The sequence below is a fragment of the Arthrobacter paludis genome (genome assembly GCF_056782315.1).
On sequence record NZ_JBXAEW010000017.1, the window covers coordinates 30263 to 48993 of the forward strand.

Below are 18731 nucleotides of genomic sequence, written 5' to 3' on the forward strand. Positions count from 1 at the left end.
CCGCAAGCATGGCCCCTGCCGTCGCCCCGGGGATACCCTCGCGGCATGGACGCCGCCGTCGGGCACGCCCCGCGCCCGACCCCAGGAGGGGAGCAACCATGTCGCACACCATGACCTCGCTGTGGCTGGACCGGCCGGAGGCCGGGCCGCTCGACGCGTTCGAGCCGGACGCGTACTACGACGCCGTCGTCGTCGGCGCCGGCCTCACCGGGCTGTCGACGGCGGTGCTGCTCGCGCGGGCCGGCCTGCACGTGGCCGTGCTCGAGGCGCGGCACGTCGGGGCGGTGACCACGGGCAACACGACCGCCAAGCTCAGCCTGCTCCAGCACACCGTGCTCTCCGGCATCAGCCGCCACTTCTCCGAGAAGACCGTGCGCGCGTACGTGGACGGCAACCGGGAGGGGCAGGCGTGGCTGCTGCGCTACCTCGAGGAGCACGGCGTCCCGTTCCAGCGCCGCGACGCCTACACGTACTCCACCACCGAGGAGGGCCGGCGCTCCCTGGAGAAGGAGCTGAAGGCGTCGCTGGGGGCGGGCCTCGACGTGCAGCTGCTCGACGAGGCCGGGCTGCCCTACGAGACCACGGGCGCCCTCCTGCTGCGCGACCAGGCCCAGTTCGACCCGCTCGACGTCCTCACCGCCCTGACCGAGGACCTGCGCTCGCGCGGCGGGCGCGTCGTCGAGGGCGCCCGGGTGCTGCAGGTGAAGACCGGGACCCCGGTGGACGTGCGCACCGCGAACGGCTCGGTGAAGGCCGGGCAGGTGGTCCTCGCGTCGGGGACGCCGATCCTGGACCGCGGCCTCTACTTCGCGAAGCTGGAGCCGAACCGGTCCTACGCGCTGGCCTTCGCGGTGCCCGTCCCCGCCGGGCTGCCCCAGGGCATGTACCTCTCGGTGGACCAGCCGAGCCGCTCGCTGCGGACGGTCCCGCGCGGGGACGAGGAACTGCTGCTCGTCGGCGGCAACGGCCACGTCGTGGGGCGGCAGGAGTCCGCCGCGCGCCTCGTCGCGGACCTCGAGGAGTGGACCGGGCAGCACTTCCCCGGCGCCCGCCGCACCCACGCCTGGTCGGCCCAGGACTACCGCTCGGCCAACAGGGTCCCGTTCGTGGGCGCGCTACCCCGGGGCGGGGGCCAGATCCACGTCGCCACCGGCTACAACAAGTGGGGCATGACGAACGCCGTCGCCGCCGCGCTGTCCCTGTCGGCGGAGATCCTCGGCGGAAACGTCGAGTGGGCGCAAACCCTCCACCACCGCATCACCTCGCCCGCGGACGTGGCCGAGGGGGTGCGGATCAACGCCGGCGTGGCCGGGCACCTCGCCGCCGACTGGGTCCGCAAGGGCCTCGGCGTCGGCTCGCACCAGCACAACGGCCACGGGTCCGCGTCCGGCGATGGACCGGCCCCCGAAGGCTCCACTGCGCCCGCGCCGACCACGGACGGCGCCGCGCCCGCCGAGGCGCCGGACGCGTCCGCACCCGTCGCCGCGCCCGGCGTCTCCACACCGATCGCGGCCCCGGACGGGAGCGTCGGCGGGACCTCCGGCGAGACGGCAGCGCCGGCCGCCGCGGACGGCGAGCCCGCCGAGGGCCAGGGCCTGATCAAGCCCGGCGGCCTCCACCCGGTCGCGGTCTCTCGGGCCGACGGCCGGCTCTGCGCGGTCTCGGCCGTCTGCACCCACCTGGGCGGGATCCTGTCCTGGAACGACGCCGAACGGTCCTGGGACTGCCCGCTGCACGGTTCGCGGTTCAGCGCCACCGGGGAGCGGCTGGAGGGGCCCGCGGTCCACGACCTCAAGCGGATGGACTACTAGGGAACCGCGCGCCGGGACGGCCCCGCCGTCGGCCGCCGCCTCCCGCTATCCGTCGGCCGCCGCCTCCCGCTATCCGTCGGCCGGCCGCACCCCGCACCACTCGGCCGTGAACAACGCGATCGACTTCGTGATCCGGCGGACCGACTCGAGGTCGACGCGCTCGTCGTACCCGTGGATGGCCTCGGTGACCGGCCCGTAGACGAGCGCCGGCGTGTCCGCGTAGAGGACGAACACCCGCCCGTCGAGGTAGCCCGGCGTCGTGAAGGAGCGCAGCCCGGCCCCGAAGACCTCCCGGTGCGCCGCGGCGAGCACGGCCTCGGCGTCGCTGCCCTCCTCCAGGACGTACCCCTCGGAGAAGAACCCGGTGCGCTGCGCCGTCGCCCGGATCGGGTGGCCCTGCGCGTCCGTGGTCGCGCCCGCCAGGCACTCCCGCACCTCCGCCCAGACGGACTCGGCGGACACGCCCGGGTAGAGGGCCAGCCGGAGGTCGACGTCGCACCAGGCCGGGACGCTCGAGGGCCAGTCGCCGCCGCGGATCTGCCCCATGTTCAGGTTGATCGGGTGGTCCAGGTCCTCGAAGTACCGGTGCCGGTGCTTCTCGGAGTTCCACCGCTCCTCGAGGCCGCGGAGCCGCCCGACCACGTGGTGGGCGGCGTCGATCGCGTTGAACCCGGCGGCCATCTCCCGCGGGTGTGACGGCCGCCCCTCCACGCGCAGCCGGAACCAGAGCACCCCGACGTTGGCGCGGACCAGCATGTCCTCCTCGGGCTCGGGGATGACGACGGCGTCGGCCCGGTAGCCGCGCAGGTGCGCCGAAAGCGACCCGTTCCCGGTGCACTCCTCCTCGACGACGGACTGCAGGTGGATCCGCCCGGCGGGCTCGAGGCCTGCGGCGCGGATGGCGTCGAAGGCGAACAGGTTGGCGGCCAGGCCCGCCTTCATGTCGCCGCTGTCCCGCCCGTACAGCCAGCCGTCGCGCACGGCCGCGTCCCACGGGGAGCGGCTCCAGTGCTCCTCCGGCCCCTCCGGGACGACGTCGATGTGTCCGTTGAGGATCAGCGAGCGCCCGGCCGCCCCGGGCGGGTCCCACGTGCCGACGACGTTCTCCATCCCGTCGTAGGGGACGACGACGGCGCCCGCGCCGGGGTGGGCGGCCAGCTGCTCCGGGTCCATCGCCCACCGGTCGATGTCGAGCCCGCGCTCGGCGAACGCCTGGGCCATCAGCTCCTGCGCCCCGGCCTCCCGGGTGCGCAGGGACGGGTGGCGGACCAGCTCCCGGGTGAACTCGACCTGGGCGTCGAAGGCGTGGTCGACGGCGGCGGCGATGCGGGCGCGGGCTGCGGGATCTGGCGCTGTGGTCACCCTCGGCAGTCAACTACGCCCCCGGCGCACGGACAAGGCGCGCGCGCCCGATGGTCACCTTCCCGCAGTCTGGCCGTCACCCCAGGCCGCTAGGTTGGCGTCCATGACGGACACGCGCACCCTGAAGGTCCACGTCGAGCTCGAGGTGGAGGTCCACGACGAATCGGCCCTGGCGGCCCACGCCACGCAGGCCACGGGAGAGGCGTTCATCGAGGACTCCTCCGGGCTGCTGGACGCCCGCGAACGCATCGGCAACGGCCCCGAGGGCGCGCTGCAGATGGCCGTCGAGCCGGACGCGCTGGTCGCGGCCGTGCCGGGGGTCGAGGCGCTCGGCGCCCTGTGGTGGGTCGAGGACGGCGAGTTCGCCGGACCCGGCCTCGACGCGGACGACGACGGCGACCTGGACGAGTACGAGCTCGACTCCGGGGACGAGGCCGCGGTGGTGCGCGAGATCCTGGCCTCCGCCGACCGGATCCCCGGGCTGCCGCTGGACCGGCTCGGCTACCTCGAGCGGGAGGCCGACTCGGGCGTCCGCGAGCGCTCCCGGCAGGAGGCCTCGGCCATCGCCGGCGCCGTGCAGTGGGCGTACGAGACGGTCGTGGACGACCTGTTCGACGACGCGTACCTGCTCCGCGAGGACCCCGACGCCGTCGCCTTCACCACGCGCATCAGCGAACTGCCCGCCCGGCACCGCACCGAGTACGACCCGTTCTTCGCGCAGCGCTTCCTGGCCATCACCCTGGACCTCGGCACGGCGATGGCCACCTCCTTCCGCTCCCCCACGTGCGTGGCGCAGGAGCTGGCCCTGCGGCTGGTCCTGGACGAGGTCGAGGTCCTCGCCGGCGCGTTCCCGGCCCTGGGCATCCCGACGGACTGGCGCCGCTGGGCGGACGAGTTCCTGTACGAGGACCTCGACCACGAGTTCCTCTTCGGCGAGGGCGACGCGGACGGCGACGGCGAGCCTGCGCGGCTGGACTTCACCGTCATGGACGTCGACGACTGGTTCGTTCCGTTCGCGGGCCACACCGTGAACCCCTACGCCGCCGGGGAGCGCAGCGCGGTCGACGCGTAGGACTACTCCGACTTCAGCCGGTCCCCCACCAGCCACAGCTCCGGCGGGACCTCCACGACCTGGACGCGCACCGTCTCCAGCGGCGCGTCCAGGGCACGGGCCGCCGCGGCGGCGATCTCCTTCGCGGCGGCGCCGAGCGTCTCCCGGTCACGCCCCTGGACGACCTTGACTTCGATGATGGGCATGGCGGGCCTTTCGCGTCGGTGGTGGCTGCGGTCCCATCATGCCGCGTGGGCTGCGGCGACGAGGGCCCGGTCCTCAGAACAGGTTGACCAGCCCCACGTACACGACGGTCCCGGCGCCGACGCTCAGCAGGGTCCGCCGCCCGAAGAGCAGGTGCGTCGCCACGGTGACCCCGACGGCGGCGAGGGCGAAGCCGACCGCCGGCGGGTCGGCGGCGATGGTCCCGCGCAGCGTCGAGGCCGCCAGGATGGCGAGCAGGCCCGCCGGCATCCACAGGGCCAGCGACGCGACGAGCCGGGAGTCGCGCAACGGGCCGAGCACCGCGAACGGCACGGCGCGCAGCGCCAGGGTGATCGCGAAGACGGTGGCCAGCACCGCCGCGATGTAGCCGGAATCAGGCACCGGCGCGCTCCTTCCGGCGGAGGGACAGGACGTGCCGGGCCAGCAGGAGCGCGGCGAAGAGCAGCAGGGCGGCAAACAGCTCCTGCCCCGGCGCTGCCACCAGCGCGACGGCGAAGGACCCGGCCGCGAGCAGCAGGGACGGGACCTGCCGCCGGGACCGGACCGCGTCCAGGGTCAGCGTCACGAACAGCGCGCACAGGGCGAACTCCAGCCCCTCGATCGGCGCGGGCAGCAGGCCCCCGACCAGCACCCCCACGAGCCCGCCGCCGACCCAGTACGACTGGAAGGCCGCCTGCATCGCGACCAGCCGCGTCGCGCTCCACCTTCCGGGCGAGGCGGCGGTGACGGCGTACGCCTCGTCGACCAGGGCGTACACCGAGTAGGCGCGGGCGAAGGGGTTCCGCACCACGTGCAGCGGGAACGTGAACGCGTAGAACACGTGCCGGAAGTTCACCAGCAGGGTGGTCAGCGCGACGGCGGCCAGCGGGGCGGCCGCGGCGATCATGCCGACGAGCAGCAGTTCGAGGGACCCGGCGAACGCGGCGGTGGACAGGGCGGGCGCCACCCACCAGGGCAGGCCCGACTGCACGACCAGCAGCCCGAAGGCGACGCCGATGGGGAACATGCCGAGCCCGGCCGCGAACGAGGCGCGGATGCCGCGCGCCACCTCGCCGCGGCGCGCCGCGGCGGGCCGGTCCGGCGGGAGGCTGGGGTCGAGACGGTCACGGGACCATTGTGGCAAGTTTCGCCCGCAGCTTGGTTGCCACTGTTGCCCCACTGGGCTATTCGCGTGCAACATATCCGCATGGACCGACTCGATCGCGCAATCCTCGCTGTGCTAGCGGAGGACGGGCGCATCTCCAACGTCGACCTCGCCCAGCGCGTGGGCCTCACGCCCGGCCCCTGCCTGCGCCGGGTCCAGCGCCTCGAGGCCTCGGGTGCAATCCGCGGCTACCGCGCGGAGCTCGACCCGGCCGCCGTGGGCCGCGCGTTCGAGGTGTTCGTCGACGTCGAGCTCGCCTCGTTCGACCAGGACACGGTCTACGGCTTCGAGCGGACCCTCGGGGCGTGCGACGAGGTCGTCGAGATGCACCGGCTGTTCGGCTCCCCCGACTACTTCCTGCGGATCACCGTCGCCGACCTGCCCGCCTACGAGGCGTTCCTGACGGACCGCGTGATGACGATCCCCGGCATCCAGAAGGTCGCCTCCCGGTTCACCATGAAGACGATCAAGCGCTGACGCGCGGTCCCGGACCAGGGGCCCCGCCGTCGTCCTCCGACAAGGGGACGACGGCGGCGCCCGCCGCGCACGGAACCGGCTACAACAGCAGGCGCACGATCGGGGTGGCGATGAGGATCGTCAGCGCGACGCGCTCGAACCAGATCACGACCAGCTGCCCGAGCGGAACCGGGATGTCGGTGGCCAGGATGCAGGGCACCAGCGCGGAGAAGAAGATGATCGCGGAGACGCACACGATCGCGATGACCATGCGCAGTTCGAGCGACTCGTGGCCGGCCAGCAGCGTGGCGGGCAGGAACATCTCGGCGATTCCGGTGGCCGAGGCCTTGCCGGCGAGCAGCGGGTCGGGCAGGCCGACGACCCACGCGAACGGGGCGAACAGGTAGCCCATCCAGTCGAAGATCGGCGTGTAGCGGGCCAAGACCAGGCCGATCAGGCCGACGGACAGGATCGAGGGCAGGATCGCCATGGCCATCTTCAGCCCGTCGAGGAAGTTGTCGCGGACGTTCCGGCCCAGCGACGGGGCCGTGTGCAGCGCGGTGCGCGCCTCGTCCCAGGCCAGCCGGAAGCGGTTGCCGGTGGCCTTCTCCTCGGGCTGGTGCGCGACGCCGGCGAACGGGGCGTCCGGGATGCGGCTCAGCGGCGGGATGCGCACCGTGATCGCGGTGACGGCGAACGTGACGACGAGCGCGATCGTGAAGTAGAGGCCCCAGTGCTCCATGATCCCGAGCGTCTTGGCGACGATGACCATGAAGCTGGCGGAGACGGTCGAGAAGCCGGTGGCGATGATCGCGGCCTCGCGGCCGGTGTACCGGCCCTCGCGATAGACGCGGTTGGTGATCAGCAGCGCCAGGGAGTAGCTGCCGACGAAGGAGGCGACGGCGTCGATGGCCGACCGTCCCGGGGTGCGCCAGAGCGGGCGCATGATCGGCTGGAAGAACACGCCGACGAACTCCATCAACCCGTAGCCGACGAGCATGGCCAGGAAGATCGCGCCGATGGGGACGATCAGGCCGACGGGCACGACGAGCGCGTTGAACAGGAACGGGCCCATCTGCTCGTCCATGAGCCAGGCGGGGCCCCACTGCGCGACCATGGCGACGCCGACGACGAGGCCGAGGATGTTCAGCAGCGCGAAGGCCGTGCGCAGCTTCGATGTGCGCCAGGCGCCCGTGACGAACGGGTACACGGTGCCGGCGAGGATGACGGCCAGGGCGTAGTAGGGGGTGAAGTCGGCCGCGTTCTTGCGCAGCCAAGACACGATGTGGTCCAGGGGGATGGTGCGCGTGCCGACGATGGTGATGGGCACGAAGAACATGAAGATGCCGATGGCGCTGTACAGGGCGAAGCGGACCAGGTCGGCCGGGCGCGTCCGGGGCTGGACGGCCGAGGTGGGGGTGGGTGTCATAGCTGCATCCGATGTCGAATCCGGGGGTCCGGGGCCGGCGGCCTCCGGGACGTGATGGGGGTCACCGCGTCGTCCCTCCATGAAACCCGGCCGCGGTGCCGAGCGCGATGGGGGTTCGGTCGGATCCGTCCGGGATGCCAGACGCGGCGCGGCGCGCCGGTTCTGCGCCCCCGGGACCGGCCCGGCACGGCGCGGGACCCGCCGGCCACCGGGAGCTCCGGGGCAGGCGGGCCTCTTCGCCCGGGCCGGGGCGGCCTAGACGAGCGCGTCCTCCCGGCGGTCGGCGTCGTCCGCGGGCTTTGCGGTCGGCTGCCGGCGGTGGCGCAGGTGCTGCAGGGCGCTGACCACCAGGGCGATCGCCAGGATGCCGTAGAGGGCCACCGTGAGTGGACTGGAGACCAGCACGGAGACGTCGCCCTCCGCGACCGTCAGGGCCCGGCGCAGCTCGGTCTCGGCCAGCGGGCCCAGGACGACGGCGATGAGCACCGGGGCCACGGGGAACTTGTAACGGCGCATCAGGAAACCGACGAGCCCGATGGCCAGCAGGACCCACAAGTCCAGCGTGGCGGAGCTGATCGCGTAGACGCCCAGCACGGCCAGCACGGTGATGCCCGCGTAGAGGTAGTGGCGCGGGATCAGCAGGAGCTTGGCCCAGAGGACCGCGAACTGCATGTTGAGGACCACCAGCACAACGAGTCCGATGAACAGCGAGGCCAGCAGCGTCCAGACCAGCTCGCCGCTGCGCTCGAACAGCAGCGGGCCGGGCTGCATGCCGTACTGCTGGAACGCGGCCAGCATGATGGCGGCGGTCGCCGACGTCGGGAGCCCCAGCGCCAGCAGCGCGCCCATCGCGGTACCCGCGGTGGCGTTGCCGGCGGCCTCCGGGGCGGCGACGCCCTTGATGGAGCCGGTGGTGCCGAAGTCCCGGTCGCCGCGGCGGCGGGCCAGGCGCTTCTCGGTGCCGTAGGCCAGGAAGGTGGGGACCTCGGAGCCACCCGCGGGGATGACGCCGAAGGGGACACCGAACGCGGTGCCGCGCAGCCAGGCCGGAAGAGCGCGGCGGAAGTCGGCCCGGTCCAGGCGCGGGCGGCCCTTCGGTTCGATCCGTGCGGATCCCGGGTCCCGGTGGATCCGCCCGGCGACGTGCAGGACCTCGCCGAGGGCCAGCAGGCCCACGGTGATGACGACGATCGAGATGCCGTCGAACAGCTGCGGCAGGCCCAGCGTGTAGCGGACGGTCCCGGAGGGGCCGTCGACGCCGACCATGGCCAGCACCAGGCCCAGGCCCAGCGCGGCCAGGCCCTTGACGACCGACTCCGACACCACGGAGGAGATGGCCAGGAAGGCGAAGACGGCGAGCGCGAAGTACTCCGCCGGACCGAACGCCGTCGCCATCTTCACGAGCAGCGGGGCGAAGAAGACCACGAGCGTCGTTGCGATCAGGCCGCCGGTGAAGGCGCCGACGGCGGCGGTCGCCAGCGCCTTGGCGGCGCGCCCGTCCCGGGCCATCCGGTGCCCCTCGAACGTCGAGGCGATGGCCGAGGAGTTGCCGGGCGTGTTGAGCAGGATCCCGGAGGTGGAGTCCCCGAAGAGCCCGCCGAAGTAGACGCCGGCGAACATGATGAAGGCGGCGGTCGGGTCGAGCGTGAACGTGATGGGTAGCAGCAGGGCGACGGCCATGGCCGAGCCGAGGCCCGGCAGCACGCCCACGGCCGTGCCGAGCAGGGCGCCGAGCAGCACCCACACCAGGTTCATGGGGGTCAGCGCTCCCGCGAACCCCTCCATGAGCAGGGTCAGCTGTTCCATGTCAGAGCAGTCCTTCCAGGAAGCCCGAGGGCAGGTCCAGGCCCAGGCCGGCGTTGAACGCGAGCTGGATGACGGAGGAGAAGATCAGGGCGACGCCGACGTCGAACAGGGCGCGGCGGCTCCCCAGGGCGCGGCAGACGACCCAGAACAGCCCTGCCGCGGACAGCACCCACCCCACCACCGGCAGGACGAGGATGAAACCGGCGATCCCGGCGACGGTCACCCCCACGGTCTTCCAGTCCGTATAGGTTTTGCGGCCGGCCGGCAGCGTTGCGCCGGGGGTCCGGCCGCTGATGCGGCGGCGGCCCCGCTCCGAGGCGCCGGCGAGGTCGCCGAGCATGTCGGAGGAAACGTCGGCGTCGAGCGCCTCGTCGGTCGGGTCCGGCAGCCGGGGCTGGCGCAGGACCTGGATGATGTGCACGACCGCGACCCCGTAGAGGAGGACGCAGACCAGGGCCGGGAAGAACTGCGGGCCGGGCACGCTGTCGCCGCGGACCTCCATGGTCGCCGTCTGCTGGGTGAGGAACCCGGCGAGCGCCAGGATCAGGACGGGGACCACGAGTTCGCTGCGGCCGGCCCAGAAGCCGGCACGGCGGCGTGCCGGCTCGCCGGCGGGCGGGGTGGCGACGGGCGCGGGGGCTGGCGCCGTGCGCTCGGCGGTGGGGGCTTGCGGGTTCATAGTCCGAGTCCTTCCACGATCTCGCGGGTGCGCTTGACCTCGCCGTCGAGGAAGGCGTCAAGCTCCTCCCCCACCATGTAGCTGTCGGTCCAGCTGTTGCGTTCGAGTGCGTCCTGCCAGTGCTCCGTCTGGCGGTACTCGGTGACGATGTCGACGAACTCCTGGCGCTGCTCGTCGGTGATGCCCGGGGCGGCCGCGACGCCGCGCCAGTTCGCCATGACCGCGTCCACGCCCTGCTCCTTGAACGTGGGGACGTCGACGCCGGGCAGGCGCTCCTCGGAGGAGACGGCCAGGGCGCGGAGGGTGCCGGCCTCGATCTGGTCGGCCACTTCGTTGTAGCCGGACATCCCGCCGGTTGTCGTCCCGGAGAGCATCGAGGTCAGCGCCTCGCCACCGCCGGAGTAGGCGATGTAGTTGGCCTGCTTCGGGTCGATGCCGACCTTCTGGGCAACGAGCCCGGTGAGCAGGTGGTCGATCGAACCCAGCGAGCCGCCGGCGATCGACGTGCCGCCCGGGTCCTTCTTCCACGCCGCGATGAACTGGTCGAGCGTCTTGTGGGGCGAGTCCGCGGGCACCACGAGGGCCGCGAAGTCGTCGGCCATGCGGGCGATCGGCTCGACGTCGTCCAGGGTGGTCTCCGAGTCGGCCAGCTCGACCGCGCCGACCATGACGCCGCCGGTGACCATCAGCATGTCGTCGCGACCGCGCATCTGGGCGAACTGGCCGAGGCCGATCGTGCCGCCGGCGCCGGGGACGTTGACGACCTGGACGTTGTTGGAGATGCCGCCGGACTTGATGGCCTGCTGGGATTCGCGGGCGAAGCCGTCCCAGCCTCCGCCGGGCGACGCCGGGGCCATCAGGACCAGCTTGGAGCGGGCTGTGGCCTCGCCGCCGTCGGCCGCCGCGTTGACGAGGGCCAGCCCGGCGACAGCGGCCACGGCGACCCCGAACAGGGTCTTCCTGACTGTGCTCTTGCTCATGGTTTCCGTAACCTTTGGTTGGTGGTCCACCCCGCTTTCGGGAGTGGGCTGCGACACCAAGGTGGCAGACCTGTGACCCGCCGCACAGCGAATTCCCGCTTATGGTCATAAGTGCCGGTAGAGAAAATAAAGTCAACGCCCAGGAGCCCCCATGCCACGTCCGCGGTCGCAGCGCGGCTTCCGCATCCCCCTGCTGACGCTGCAGGTCGCGATCGTGCTCCTCGTCGTCGCGTCCGTGGCCGCGGTGGTGCTCCGGTTCGAGGACCAGCGGACCCGCGACCTGGCGTTCGAGCGGACGGAGACGGTGGCGCTCGAGATCGCGAGCCAGCGCGAGGTCGTCACCTGGATCAACTCGCCCCGGGGTCCGGAGCACATCGCGCCCATCGCGCGGCTGGCCGAGCGGGCGGCGGGCGTGGACTTCGTCGTCGTCGCGGATCTGGACGGCATCCGCGTCGCCCACCCGGAGCCGGAGCGGGTCGGCCAACCGGTGTCCTCGGACCACGGGCCGGTGCGCAGCGGGGAGTCCTTCCAGGGGGTCGAGGACGGGCCGCTGGGCGTGACCCTGCGCAGCAAGGAGCCCGTCTGGGACGACGGCGAGGTGGTCGGCACGGTCTCCGTGGGCATCCGCCAGAGCCGGGTCCGCGGCGAACTGCTGGAGGTCGTGCTCGGGTTCGCGCCCTGGATCCTGGCCGCTACGGCGCTGGGCACCATCGCCGCGGCCCTCGCCTCCCGCCACGTGCGCAAGCGGATCTACGGGGTCGAGCCCGAGTCGATGGCCGGGCTGCTCCAGTCGCGCGACGCGCTGTTGCACAGCGTGCGCGACGGCGTCGTCGCGGTGGACGACGGCGGCGCCGTCACGCTACTGAACGACGAGGCGCGGCGCCTGCTCGGGATCGAGGGGCCGGCGGAGGGACGCCCCGCGCGGGAGGTCCTGGAGGACGACGTCGCCGCCCTCCTGTTCAGCGACGCCGCGGAGGCTGACGAGGCGCAGTTCGTGCTGGCGGGCGAGCGGATCCTGCTGGCCCGCCGGCAGACGGCGACGACCGACGGCCACGAGGTGGGGCGGACGCTCACCCTGCAGGACCGCACCGAGCTGGAGGCCACCGTCCGCGAGCTCGAGGGCCAGCGGGGGCTGGCCGAGGCCCTGCGCTCCCAGACCCACGAGTTCTCCAACCGGCTCCACGTCATCGCGGGGCTGCTCTCCCTCGGCGAGTCCGACGAGGCCGCGCAGTTCGTCCGGCAGATCTCCGGGAGCGTCGGCGGGATCCGCCGGGCCGACCTGGGCGACCCGTCGCTGTCGGCGCTGGTCGGCGCGAAGGCCGCCGTCGCCCGGGAGGCCGGCGTCGACCTCTCGCTCGCCGCGGACTGCGCCGTCGCCCCCGACTGGAAGGCCGACGAGGACGCCCTGACCGTGGTGGGCAACCTGCTCACCAACGCCATCGAGGCGGCCGGCGACGGCGGGAAGGTGCTCCTGCTCGTGCGCGCGGACGGCTCCGGGCTGGACGTCGCCGTCGACGACTCCGGGCCCGGCGTCGATCCGGAGACGGCCCAGGCCCTGTTCCGGTGGGGCGTCAGCTCCAAGCACCCCGCCCGGGCAGGTTCCGGCGCCGAGGGTGGGCGCGGCGTCGGGCTCGCCCTGGTGGAACGGATCGTCCGCCGGCGGGGCGGACGCGTCGGCGTCGGCCGCTCCGAGTGGGGCGGCGCCCGGTTCCGGGCCGCGTGGCCGGGCGGGCCGGAGGGGAGCGGCACCGCGCCCGACGCCGGACGCGAGGTGGCGGCGTGATCAGAACGCTCATCGTGGACGACGACTTCGCCGTCGCCCGCATGCACCGGCGGTTCGTGGAGGCCCTGGACGGGTTCGAGGTCGTCGGCGTGCTGGAGCGCGGGGCTCCGGTGGCGGACTTCGTGGACCAGAACCCGGTGGACCTCGTGCTGCTCGATGTCCACCTGCCCGACCGCAGCGGGGTCGAGGCCCTGGCGGACCTGCGGGCCCGGGGCTCCGGCGTCGCCGTCATCATGGTGACGGCCGCCAACGAGCGCGCCACCGTCCGCAGGGCCGTCGGCCACGGAGTGGACGGGTACCTGGTCAAGCCGTTCACCCGGGAGGACTTCGATGCGCGGCTCAGGGAGTTCGCCGTCCTCCACACCGAGGCGGCAGACGACGCCGACCCGTCCGGGCAGGAGCTGGACCAGGCCGCGATCGACCGGCTCGTGGGCGGGGCGGCCGGGGCCCGCTCGGCGGCCGCTCCCCTGCCGCGGCTGCCGAAGGGTTTCTCCGAGCCGACCCTGGACATGGTGGCGGCAGCGCTCCGCCGCTCCGACGAGGCCGCCGGGCTCTCGGCCCGCGACGTGGCGGAGGCCTGCGGCATCTCCCGCGTCAGCGCACGCCGGTACCTGGGCTTCCTGGCCGAGCACGGACGCGCGGAACTCCGGCCCCGCTACGGGTCGGCCGGGCGGCCCGAGCACCGCTTCGTCTGGGTCGGTCCGTAACCCCACGGCTCCGGCCCCTCCCCGCGCCTTGGCCGCTCCGCATGAGGCGACGGGCAGTGCAGGGGGTTGCGGCTTCATGCGCTGCCCGCGCGCTCCTGCAGCCCCCCGTCCAAACCCCTGGAGGCCGCCCGCGTCCTCCAGTTCCGGCAAACGGCACTGGACACTTCTGTCCACGTTTGTATACAGTCGTACGCAGAAGCACGGCGAAGCGGTTCGTGCCCCGGCGAAAGGCAACCACCATGACCACCACCCCGGACACCAACACCCCGGCGCGGGCCGCGGACGTCATCGTCGTCGGCGGCGGCAACGCGGCGTTCACCGCGGCACACGCCGCCGCGGTGCGCGGCCGGAAGGTCCTCCTGCTCGAGAAGGCACCGCGCGAGGAGTTCGGCGGCAACAGCTACTACACGGCCGGCGCGACCCGCATCGCCCACGGCGGCCTGGCGGACCTGCAGGACTTCATCGAGCCCGACGAGCGCCACGCGGTCTCCGAGGTCCCGCCGTACTCGCCAGAGGACTACGCCGCCGACCTGGAGAAGGTCACTGAAGGCCGGAACGACAAGGAGCTCACGGACGTCCTCGTCCATGAGGCGGCCCCGGGCCTGCGTTGGCTGCACTCCCTGGGCCTGAAGTACCGGCTGATGTACGAGCGCCAGGCGTACGAGACACCTGAGGGCGGCTACCTCTTTTGGGGCGGCCTGCATGTCGGGAACGTCGGCGGCGGCGAGGGCCTCATGCGCGACCACGTGGCCGTCGCCGAGAAGCTCGGCACCGAGGTCCGCTACGGGCAGGACGTGTGCGGACTCCTCGTCGAGGACGGCGCCGTCCGCGGGGTGAAGGTCCGGCAGGCCGACGGCGGCGTCCAGGAGCTGCGGGCCGAGTCCGTGGTCCTCGGTGCCGGCGGCTTCGAGTCCAACCCGGAGTGGCGCTGCGAGCACCTCGGCAAGGGCTGGGAGAACGCGAAGATCCGCGGCACCGCCTGGAACCAGGGCGATATGATCTCCGCGGCCCTGGAGATCGGGGCCGTCAAGGGCGGCGACTGGTCCACCTGCCACTCGGTGCAGTGGGACGCCTTCACTCCGAACAACGAGTCCAACCGCGAGCTGACGAACCGGCTCACCCGCCAGAGCTACCCGCTGGGCATCATCGTCAACAACCGGGGCGAGCGCTTCCTGGACGAGGGCGAGGACTTCCGCAACCTCACCTACGCCAAGTTCGGCCGGTTCATCCTTGAGCAGCCCGACTCCATCGCGTACCAGGTCTTCGACGCCACGCTGCGCCCGATGCTGCGCACGGAGGAGTACGACATGCCGGGCGTCTCCATCGAGACGGCCAACACGATCGAGGAGCTCGCCGAAAAGATCGGCGTGAGCCCGGAGCGCCTGGCCAAGACCGTCAACGACTACAACACCTCGATCGATGCCAGCGTGCCGTTCGACCCGAACGTCAAGGACGGCCGCCGCGCCGACACGACCCCGGTCAAGAGCAACTGGGCCAACCCGCTGACCACCGGCCCCTACTACGCCTACGGCGTCACCTGCGGCATCACGTTCACCTTCGGCGGCCTGAAGTCCGACACCCACGGCCGCGTCCTCGACGGTTCCGGCGAGCACATCGAGGGCCTCTATGTCTGCGGCGAGATGCTCGGCGGGCTGTTCTCGGCCAACTACCCGGGCGGTTCCGGCCTGGCCGCCGGCGTCGTCTTCGGCCGCCGCGCCGGTACGCTGGCCTAGTCCCCCAGCCGGTGCCCGCGGTACGCCGCGGGAACCGGGCCACCCACGGAACGGAAGGCGGCACAGTGGCAGCGAAGGTCGATGCGACGGCGATCCACGCCGAGCTCAAGGCCGAGATCCTGCGCGGCGACCATGCGCCCGGCACCCCGTTCCGCGAGGTCGGCCTGGCCGACCGGTTCGGCGTCTCCCGCACGCCCGTGCGGGAGGCGCTCGGCCGCCTGCAGCACGAGGGGCTGCTCGAGCGCGGCGCCCGCGGGCTGCAGGTCCGCGCCGTGGACCCCGAGCAGCTGATGCAGGTGTACGACCTGCGGATCCTGCTCGAGGGCCAGGCCGCGGCCGAGGCCGCACATGCGCGCACCGAGATGGACCTGGTCCGCCTCGAGGGCCTCTTGGCCCGCGACCGCTCGCTCGAGGACCCGGACAACACCACCCGGCTGGACACCAACGTGGAGTTCCACGACGCCCTGTGGACCGCGGCGCACAACCCGGTCCTGAAGGACCTGCTGGACCGGCTGGCCACGCACCAGATCCACGCCCCCACCTCGACGCTGACGCTCGGCGGCCGGTGGGAGGAGTCCCTCGACGAGCATGCCCGGATCGTGGAGACGCTCCGCGACCGGGACGCGGACGGCGCGCGCGAGGTCATGCGCACCCACATGACCACGGCCCGCGCCCTGCGCCTGAGCATGTTCGGGCACGCCGCAACGCGTCCCTAACAGTGGCGCGCCGGGCCCTCCAGGCGGGCCGGCCCCAACGTGCGCTCCCTCTTCCGCCGTCGCCCACCACCGATTACTTGGTGCACCAACTAATTGCGTAGGCTGGTCCCGCGGGGGCCGTTCGGAGCCACCCGGCACGATCCTCCCGACAGGAGCGCCATGAGCGACAAGCCCCTGCCCATCGTCCAGGACACGACCGGGCTCACGCGCGGATACCGCTTCCGCTGGCGCCTGCAGTACCTCGGGTTCACGATCTTCGGCCCGGCCGACCAGCTGCCGCACCTGAGCCCCAAGGAGCGGCTCAAGCGGCAGCGCGCGGTCCGGGTCCTGCGGGCCCACCAGGCGGCCGGGACGGAGGCGCCGCGCGAGGTCGTCGACGCGTCGCGGGAGCTTTAGGGCCGTTCAGGACAGGGGCGGGACGACCGCCGGGCCCGCCTAGTCGAGGGGCAGCGCGGCGTCGATGAGCTTGCTCATGCTCCGGTGCAGCGCCACGAGCTCGTCGCGCTCCATCCCGAGCTTCTCCATCATCGCCGCCGGGATCTTTTCGGCCTCCGCGCGCAGCGCCGCACCCTCGGGCGTGAGCACAATGGACAGGGAACGCTCGTCACCCGGGTCGCGGCGGCGCTCGATGTAGCCGATGGCCTCGAGCCGCTTGGCCAGCGGCGAGACGGTCCCCGCGTCGAGGTGCAGCAGCCCGGCCAGCTCCTTGAGGGACAGCGGCGCGCGCTCCCACAGGGCCAGCATGACCAGGTACTGCGGGTGCGTGAGCCGCAGCGGCTCGAGCACGGGCTTGTAGGCGGCGATCACGGCGCGCGACGCCAGCGAGAGGGCGAAGCAGACCTGGCTCTCCAGCGCGAGCGGATCCTGCACCTTCATGTCGTCCGCCTTCCCTTCGACGCGGCGTTCCCCTCCCCTCCATCGTAGGGCCCGCGCGCGCAGGCCCTGCGCGGACCGCGCCTCCGGGTGGGGCCGGGATGACGACGACGGCGGCGGCCGATCCGCCTCCGTCTCAGCAGCCCTTGGAGTTAGCGTCGGGCGGGTCTAGCGTGTGAGCTCCAACGGCATGAGCAAACAACAGCACATGCAGACGGAGAACGGCGGGGGGCGTTCGTCCGCGGCTGCAGCCAACGACGAATCGAGGAACGGAACATGCTCGACCTTCACGGGGCTGCCACACGCCCCCGGGCCGTCGAGGTCCCCGTCGCAAGCCGGATCGTCGGCGCGGCCGGGGAGATCTTCCTGGCGGTCGGGGTCATGCTGCTGCTCTACGTGGGGTGGGAGCTGTGGGGCCTGACGGTCCAGGCCGAGAAGCACCCCGAGGAGGTCCAGCAGAAGCTGCTCGACGGGTTCCACGAGCCCGCCGCCCCGAGCCAGCCGCCCGGCGAGGAGCTCGCCGGGGACGACGAGCCCGACGACGCGCTCCTGGACAACCCCGCGACGGACCCGGATCCCCTCGACGGCAATGCCGCCCCGGCGTCCGCGGACCTGTTCCGCGTCGCGAACGCGACCCGGGAAGCGGGCGTGTCCACGCTCACATTCGACTGAGCGCCCCACCGCACCGCCGCCGTGGCTCAGGTGTAGAGCGACAGCGGCTGCAGTTCCCCGCGCAGGTAGTGCGCGCCGACCTCGATCTTCTTGTAGTCCACCGGATCGTGCAGCGAATGGGTGCGCACGTTGCGCCAGAAGAGGTCCAGCCCCACGTCGTTCTTCGTCGAGCTCGAACCGGTGACCTCGTAGATGCGGTGCGCCACCTCGAGGGCCACCTCCGTCGCGACCACCTTGAGCTCCGCGATGGCGACGGCGGCGTCGCCGCGCTGTCCGGCCGTCAGCCCGCCCGATCGCGCCACCTCCGCGTCGAAGCGCCGGTTGAGCTTCTCCGCCAGCGCGGCGACGGCGGCGGTCCGGGCCTTGAGCTCGCCGACGGTCCGCTGGAAGACCGGGTCCTGCGCGTAGGTTTCCGCCTGGGACAGGAACCACGAGTTCCTCCGGCCCAGGAGGATCTCGCGGCCCCGTGCGAGCGCCCCCTCGGCCACGCCGAGGTAGAAGTTGCCGAACGCGAGTTGGATGCCCGGGGTCACCAGCGTGGCGATCGGCTCCTCCGTGACCTCGCCCAGGACGTCGGCGGCGTCGACGCGGACGTTGTCGTACCGCACGGACCCGGAGGCCGAGAGCCGCTGGCCCAAGTGGTCCCAGTCGCCCTGGAGCTCGACGCCGTCGCGGGTGCGGTCCAGGACGAACGCGAGCGTCGCCCCGTGCCGCGGCCCGCCCTGCACCTCCGCGTTGACGACGATGACGTCGCCCACGGAGGACCCCGTGGAGAAGCGCTTGAGCCCGGAGAGCCGGAACCCGTCGCCCTCGGGCACCAGGGCCAGGGACGGGTCCACGGGGTTGACGGAGTCGGCCCACAGCCACCCGCCCGCCACGCTGCGCCGCCACCATCCGGCCTGCTCCGCGGGCGCACCGTAGAACGCGATGCAGGACTGGTTGATGTAGTGGTAGGCCAGCAGCTGGGCGATCGAGCCGTCCGTCGTGGCGAGGATCCGCACGGTTTGGAAGGCTGATTCCCAGTGGCCCCCGCCGCCCCCAAACTCGGCGGGGACCAGCAGGTCCAGCAGCCCGGAGGACCGCAGCAGGGCCACTTCGGCGAAGGGGTCCGCGTTGGCGCGGTCCCGTTCCAGGGCGTCGTGTCCCAGTTCCTGGGCCACGGAGCGCGCGACGGCGCCCCAGGCCTCGAGTTCGGCCGCGTCGGCCTGGCCGGACCAGGGGGTCCGGGCCGGGGCGGTGTCGGAGGGCAAGGTGGTCGTCTCGGTCATCGGGGTCCTTTCGGGGTGGAGAGTGGGCCGGTATCG

19 protein-coding genes are annotated in these 18731 nt (G+C 72.8%); 9 read left to right on the plus strand and 10 right to left on the minus strand.

What is annotated here, in order from left to right:
- The first annotated feature begins 98 nt into the window (after nt 1-98).
- On the plus strand, nt 99-1811 hold the full coding sequence (locus tag AC1Q5D_RS14215) for an FAD-dependent oxidoreductase (RefSeq protein ID WP_481739118.1): 1713 nt from the start codon (nt 99-101) through the stop codon (nt 1809-1811).
- A 69-nt stretch (nt 1812-1880) separates the two neighbouring features.
- Here AC1Q5D_RS14215 and AC1Q5D_RS14220 read toward each other — a convergent pair whose 3' ends face one another.
- Nucleotides 1881-3173, minus strand: a complete 1293-nt coding sequence (locus AC1Q5D_RS14220; RefSeq protein ID WP_481739119.1) for an ArgE/DapE family deacylase — start codon at nt 3171-3173, stop codon at nt 1881-1883.
- A 103-nt stretch (nt 3174-3276) separates the two neighbouring features.
- On the opposite strand from AC1Q5D_RS14220, the gene AC1Q5D_RS14225 reads away from it, so the two are divergent.
- On the plus strand, nt 3277-4245 hold the full coding sequence (locus AC1Q5D_RS14225) for a hypothetical protein (protein WP_481739120.1): 969 nt from the start codon (nt 3277-3279) through the stop codon (nt 4243-4245).
- Nucleotides 4246-4247: 2 nt separating this feature from the next.
- On the opposite strand, the gene AC1Q5D_RS14230 is transcribed toward AC1Q5D_RS14225, so the two are convergent.
- The 3 genes from AC1Q5D_RS14230 to AC1Q5D_RS14240 all read right to left on the minus strand — a co-directional run bounded on the left by AC1Q5D_RS14230 (nt 4248) and on the right by AC1Q5D_RS14240 (nt 5572).
- Nucleotides 4248-4430: a tautomerase family protein gene (locus tag AC1Q5D_RS14230; protein WP_481739121.1), complete on the minus strand. Its 183-nt coding sequence runs from the start codon at nt 4428-4430 to the stop codon at nt 4248-4250.
- 73 nt (nt 4431-4503) lie between these two features.
- Nucleotides 4504-4830: a branched-chain amino acid transporter permease gene (locus tag AC1Q5D_RS14235; protein WP_481739122.1), complete on the minus strand. Its 327-nt coding sequence runs from the start codon at nt 4828-4830 to the stop codon at nt 4504-4506.
- On the minus strand, nt 4823-5572 hold the full coding sequence (locus AC1Q5D_RS14240) for an AzlC family ABC transporter permease (RefSeq protein WP_481739123.1): 750 nt from the start codon (nt 5570-5572) through the stop codon (nt 4823-4825). The genes AC1Q5D_RS14235 and AC1Q5D_RS14240 overlap by 8 nt, the downstream gene beginning before the upstream one ends.
- 63 nt (nt 5573-5635) lie before the next feature.
- Here AC1Q5D_RS14240 and AC1Q5D_RS14245 point away from each other — a divergent pair, with 63 nt between their 5' ends.
- Nucleotides 5636-6070, plus strand: a complete 435-nt coding sequence (locus AC1Q5D_RS14245; RefSeq protein WP_481739124.1) for an Lrp/AsnC family transcriptional regulator — start codon at nt 5636-5638, stop codon at nt 6068-6070.
- Nucleotides 6071-6149: 79 nt separating this feature from the next.
- On the opposite strand, the gene AC1Q5D_RS14250 is transcribed toward AC1Q5D_RS14245, so the two are convergent.
- From AC1Q5D_RS14250 to AC1Q5D_RS14265, 4 genes are all read right to left on the minus strand, one after another.
- Nucleotides 6150-7478, minus strand: coding sequence for a YjiH family protein (locus AC1Q5D_RS14250; RefSeq protein ID WP_481739125.1), 1329 nt, complete (start codon nt 7476-7478; stop codon nt 6150-6152).
- Between the two features lie 255 nt (nt 7479-7733).
- Nucleotides 7734-9284: a tripartite tricarboxylate transporter permease gene (locus tag AC1Q5D_RS14255; protein ID WP_481739126.1), complete on the minus strand. Its 1551-nt coding sequence runs from the start codon at nt 9282-9284 to the stop codon at nt 7734-7736.
- A gap of 1 nt (nt 9285) precedes the next feature.
- Nucleotides 9286-9963, minus strand: coding sequence for a tripartite tricarboxylate transporter TctB family protein (locus AC1Q5D_RS14260; protein WP_481739127.1), 678 nt, complete (start codon nt 9961-9963; stop codon nt 9286-9288).
- The gene (locus tag AC1Q5D_RS14265) at nt 9960-10943 is read right to left on the minus strand and encodes a Bug family tripartite tricarboxylate transporter substrate binding protein (protein WP_481739128.1); all 984 of its coding nucleotides are present in this window, start codon (nt 10941-10943) and stop codon (nt 9960-9962) included. The genes AC1Q5D_RS14260 and AC1Q5D_RS14265 overlap by 4 nt, the downstream gene beginning before the upstream one ends.
- Nucleotides 10944-11094: 151 nt before the next feature.
- Between AC1Q5D_RS14265 and AC1Q5D_RS14270 the strand changes: the two genes are divergently transcribed.
- From AC1Q5D_RS14270 to AC1Q5D_RS14290, 5 genes are all read left to right on the plus strand, one after another.
- Nucleotides 11095-12726 carry a sensor histidine kinase gene (locus tag AC1Q5D_RS14270; protein ID WP_481739129.1) on the plus strand — a complete coding sequence of 544 codons (1632 nt, stop codon included), beginning with the start codon at nt 11095-11097 and terminating at the stop codon, nt 12724-12726.
- Entirely contained in the window at nt 12723-13433 is a 711-nt protein-coding gene (locus tag AC1Q5D_RS14275; RefSeq protein ID WP_481739130.1) for a response regulator, read from the plus strand. Before AC1Q5D_RS14270 ends, AC1Q5D_RS14275 begins: the two co-directional genes overlap by 4 nt.
- A 239-nt stretch (nt 13434-13672) precedes the next feature.
- Complete coding sequence (gene tcuA / locus AC1Q5D_RS14280) at nt 13673-15166, plus strand: FAD-dependent tricarballylate dehydrogenase TcuA (RefSeq protein ID WP_481739131.1); 1494 nt, start codon at nt 13673-13675, stop codon at nt 15164-15166.
- A 65-nt stretch (nt 15167-15231) separates the two neighbouring features.
- The gene (locus AC1Q5D_RS14285) at nt 15232-15882 is read left to right on the plus strand and encodes a GntR family transcriptional regulator (protein WP_481739132.1); all 651 of its coding nucleotides are present in this window, start codon (nt 15232-15234) and stop codon (nt 15880-15882) included.
- A 159-nt stretch (nt 15883-16041) separates the two neighbouring features.
- Nucleotides 16042-16278, plus strand: coding sequence for a hypothetical protein (locus AC1Q5D_RS14290; protein ID WP_481739133.1), 237 nt, complete (start codon nt 16042-16044; stop codon nt 16276-16278).
- 39 nt (nt 16279-16317) lie between these two features.
- Here AC1Q5D_RS14290 and AC1Q5D_RS14295 read toward each other — a convergent pair whose 3' ends face one another.
- Nucleotides 16318-16758 carry a MarR family winged helix-turn-helix transcriptional regulator gene (locus AC1Q5D_RS14295; RefSeq protein WP_481739134.1) on the minus strand — a complete coding sequence of 147 codons (441 nt, stop codon included), beginning with the start codon at nt 16756-16758 and terminating at the stop codon, nt 16318-16320.
- A 273-nt stretch (nt 16759-17031) separates the two neighbouring features.
- Here AC1Q5D_RS14295 and AC1Q5D_RS14300 point away from each other — a divergent pair, with 273 nt between their 5' ends.
- Nucleotides 17032-17427, plus strand: coding sequence for a hypothetical protein (locus AC1Q5D_RS14300; RefSeq protein ID WP_481739135.1), 396 nt, complete (start codon nt 17032-17034; stop codon nt 17425-17427).
- A gap of 26 nt (nt 17428-17453) precedes the next feature.
- Here AC1Q5D_RS14300 and AC1Q5D_RS14305 read toward each other — a convergent pair whose 3' ends face one another.
- A complete protein-coding gene (locus AC1Q5D_RS14305; RefSeq protein WP_481739136.1) occupies nt 17454-18695 on the minus strand; it encodes an acyl-CoA dehydrogenase family protein in 1242 nt (413 codons plus the stop codon).
- Between the last annotated feature and the right edge of the window lie 36 nt (nt 18696-18731).